Source organism: Chitinimonas sp. (assembly GCF_041904975.1).
Lineage (GTDB): Bacteria > Pseudomonadota > Gammaproteobacteria > Burkholderiales > Chitinimonadaceae > Chitinimonas.
Genome location: NZ_JAYRLZ010000125.1, coordinates 8,242 through 12,072 on the forward strand (window position 1 = coordinate 8,242; position 3,831 = coordinate 12,072).

Below are 3,831 nucleotides of genomic sequence, written 5' to 3' on the forward strand. Positions count from 1 at the left end.
CCGTGTTCCGCTGGTTTGAATCGCTACTCTCGCCCTACCCCGACACCCCGCCGCGCCAGCCGCCCAAGGGCTTTTTTGCCTTTGTGTGGGCCGGCACCGAAGGGGCGCGCCACATCATTGCGGCCATGATCGTGCTCACCGCCCTGATCGGCGTATTTGAGGCGCTGCTGTTCAGCATGCTCGGCTCGGTGGTGGACTGGCTCAGCCATGTGGCGCCGGGCGAGCTATGGGCCAAGGAGCGCGACCACCTGCTATTGCTCGGTGCCATCCTGCTGGCCAGCCCCGTGCTGATCGGCCTGCAGGCGCTGACCAAATACCAGGGCCTGCAAAGCAATCTGCCGATGCGCCTGCGCTGGCACTACCACCGCCATCTGCTCGGCCAGAGCATGAGCTTTTTCCAGGACGAATTTGCCGGCCGCGTCTCGGCCAAGGTGATGCAGACCGCCCTGGCGGTGCGCGACAGCGTGCTGATCATCACCGACATCATGGTGTTTATCGTTATCTACTTCATCACCATGATCGCGGTGGTGGGCAGCTTCGATGCCTGGCTGATCATTCCATTTGGTGGCTGGCTGCTGGCCTATATCGGCGCGCTGGCCATCTTTGTGCCACGGCTGGGCAAGGCATCGGAAGCGCAGGCCGACGCCCGCAGCCTGATGACCGGCCGCATTACCGACGCCTACACCAATATCACTACGGTGAAGCTGTTTGGCCACCACGAGCGCGAAGCCCACTTCGCCCGTGGCGCCATGCAGGACTTTATGCACACCGCCTACCGGCAGATGCGCCTGGTGAGCGGCTTCGAGATCGTCAACCATATCCTCAGCGTGCTGCTGATCGCCAGCACCGCCGGCGTCACCCTGTGGCTGTGGACGCGCGGCGCGGTCGGCATTGGCGCGGTGGCCGCCGCCACCGCCATGGCGCTGCGGCTCAACGGCATTTCGCACTGGATTATGTGGGAAATGGCCAGCCTGTTTGAAAACATCGGCACCGTGCAGGACGGCCTCAACACCCTGTCGCGCCCCATCGCCATCCACGATGCGCCCAATGCGCCGGCTCTGGCGGTATCGCGGGGCGAGGTGCGCTTCGATAACGTCACCTTTGCCTACGGCACAGCCGAGCAGCCCGGCCCCACCGTGGTACAAGGGCTCAATCTGCATATCCGCCCCGGCGAAAAGGTGGGGCTGGTGGGCCGGTCCGGCGCCGGCAAGAGCACCTTGGTCAACCTGCTGCTGCGCTTTTACGACCTGCAAGCCGGCCAAATCAGCATCGACGGCCAGGACATCGCCAAGGTCAGCCAGGCCAGCCTGCGCGGCCAGGTCGGCATGGTGACGCAGGATACAAGCCTGTTGCACCGCAGCGTGCGCGACAACCTCTTGTATGGCCGGCCCGAAGCCACCGAGGCGCAAATGCTCGCCGCCGCCGATCGCGCCGAAGCCAGCGCCTTTATCGCCGGCCTCACCGACCCGAAAGGCCGCAGCGGCTTCGACGCCCATGTCGGCGAGCGCGGCGTGAAGCTCAGCGGCGGCCAGCGCCAACGCATTGCCATTGCCCGCGTCATGCTCAAAGACGCCCCCATCCTGCTACTGGACGAAGCCACCAGCGCGCTCGACTCCGAAGTGGAAGCCGCCATTCAAGCGAGCCTCTACAAACTGATGGAAGGCAAAACGGTGATCGCCATCGCCCACCGCCTCTCCACCATTGCAGCAATGGACAGGCTGATCGTGATGGATGGCGGACGCATCGTGGAAGAAGGCGACCACGCCAGCCTGCTGGCCAAGGGCGGGCTGTATGCAAGGTTGTGGGCGCATCAGAGCGGCGGTTTTTTGGTGGATGACGCCGAAACCGAAGCGGTGTTGTAGGTCGGGTTTTCAACCCGACTGCGCCGCCCCAAAAGGCCGCATGTCGACCACAGGCGAGGGTCGGGTTAAAACCCGGCCTGCGTCGGAGCTTGTCGTGCAATGACAGCGTGGAGGCTGAGCTTTTATTGCGCCACGGGTTGTAGTAACGTAACTACATAGTGTTTTGGAGCATCAGACCATGACCATTACTACCCTAACCAGTCGCGAATTCAACCAGCATGCCAGCGATGCCAAAAAGGCCGCCAATCGGGGACCAGTATTCATTACCGACCGCGGCAAACCGGCCCATGTGCTGCTTAGCATCGAGGAATACCGCCGCCTGTGCGGTAACAAGCCCAAAATCTCTGACCTGCTGGCCCTGCCCGGTGCGGACGATATCGAACTGACCCTTGAGCGCTCGCGCGAACTACCGCGCCCGGTGGAGCTGGATTGATGTTCCTGCTCGATACCAACGTAGTCTCGGAACTGCGCAAGGTCCGCGCCGGCAATGCCGACTCCAATGTCGCTGCATGGGCCGAACAGGTAGATAGCGATACCCTGTTCATTTCCGCGATCACAGTGCAGGAGCTGGAAATCGGCATATTGCGCAAAGAGCGCAGCGATGCCGCACAAGGCGCCATCTTGCGAACCTGGCTCGATGACCACGTCCTGCCCGCCTTCACAAACCGCATCCTGCCCATCGATACCGCCGTCGCCCGGCGTAGTGCCCGTCTGCAGGTGCCGAACCCGCAACCACTGAGCGATTGCCTGATCGCGGCGACGGCCCTGGTGCATGGTCTGGTGGTGGTGACGCGGAATGTGGCGGACTTTGCGCCGATGGGGGTGGAGGCCTTGAATCCATGGGGAATCAAGGACGCAAAATGAACGGATTGAATTCATCCAAATTCGTTCTCATTTAATATAAAGCAACGGAGGTTTGAAGTGACTACTGCAATCGAAAATATTTTCAGCTCAATCGACGTACTTGCCCATCGTGCGGACGTGAGTCGACAACGAGCGTTTGCTGCATGGTATGCCGAGAATTTCTTTGATGCGGATGAGGATGATGTTTTAGAGCTGGTCGCTATGGATGGTGGCGAAGACCAAGGCATTGACCTGATATTTGCTGATCAACAAACAAGTCAAATATTCGTTATCCAGGCGCACTGCCCGGAAAATACATCTAAGTCGACACCTAAGGCAAAATGGGATGCAATAATTTCTGCCATACCGGCCTGGGAGAACCCTTCAATATTTAAAACACAAGGAAGAAGAGAATTGTATGAGCATGTTGTTCAGATTAAGGATGAATTCCCGGAGTATTCCGTCGTTTTTGGCTTGATTAGTTTGGGAGGTACGTCTGATGCGATCGCCAAGTCGGTGGAGAATACGAAAGAATCAAAGAGCTTCAAAGAATATGATTTTTTCTACCTATCTCAGTCGGAAATTATTAATCGCTACGCAACACTGATTGCTAGCGAAAAAGGCATATCGGAAGATTTTTTGGTATTCGAGAATGGATATTTGGAAGATCAAGGTAAGTTTGGGCGAGCTTGGTTCGGGAGTGTTTCTGCCAAGGAGCTAATCAGGCTCCACGCCTCATATGGGAATAAATTATTTGCCGGGAATGTTCGATTGTTTATGGGATCGAGAAAGGGCGGGATTAATGAGCAAATCATAAAGACCGCAAAGGAAGAGCCCGGGTTATTTTGGGCGCTCAATAACGGGATTTCGATTGTTGCTAATTCAGCCGAGCCACTGGCTGGCAATAGACTAAAGCTTTTAAGATTTAGCATTGTTAATGGCTGTCAAACAACTTCTTGTTTGGCTGGTGCTAATGCCGTTGATGCCAAGGTCCTTGTGCGAGTAATTTCAGCCAATGCATCTGTGGTTTCCGACATTGTCCAATTCAACAATTCACAGAATGCGGTTAAAATTTGGTCGGTGCGTTCGGTTGATGATACTCAAGTGAGACTCAGGTCAGATTTTG

General features: G+C 57.2%; 4 protein-coding genes. All 4 read left to right on the plus strand.

From position 1 onward, the window contains the following. Positions 1-2: 2 nt before the first annotated feature. Positions 3-1,862, plus strand: a complete 1,860-nt coding sequence (locus tag ACE3OH_RS12625) for an ABC transporter ATP-binding protein (protein WP_374353081.1) — start codon at positions 3-5, stop codon at positions 1,860-1,862. Positions 1,863-2,040: 178 nt separating this feature from the next. Further along, the gene (locus tag ACE3OH_RS12630; RefSeq protein ID WP_374353084.1) at positions 2,041-2,295 is read left to right on the plus strand and encodes a type II toxin-antitoxin system Phd/YefM family antitoxin; all 255 of its coding nucleotides are present in this window, start codon (positions 2,041-2,043) and stop codon (positions 2,293-2,295) included. Continuing rightward, positions 2,295-2,726: a type II toxin-antitoxin system VapC family toxin gene (locus ACE3OH_RS12635; RefSeq protein WP_374353087.1), complete on the plus strand. Its 432-nt coding sequence runs from the start codon at positions 2,295-2,297 to the stop codon at positions 2,724-2,726. The genes ACE3OH_RS12630 and ACE3OH_RS12635 overlap by 1 nt, the downstream gene beginning before the upstream one ends. Before the next feature lie 57 nt (positions 2,727-2,783). After that, on the plus strand, positions 2,784-3,831 hold a 1,048-nt coding region (locus ACE3OH_RS12640), incomplete at its 3' end, for an AIPR family protein (RefSeq protein WP_374353090.1).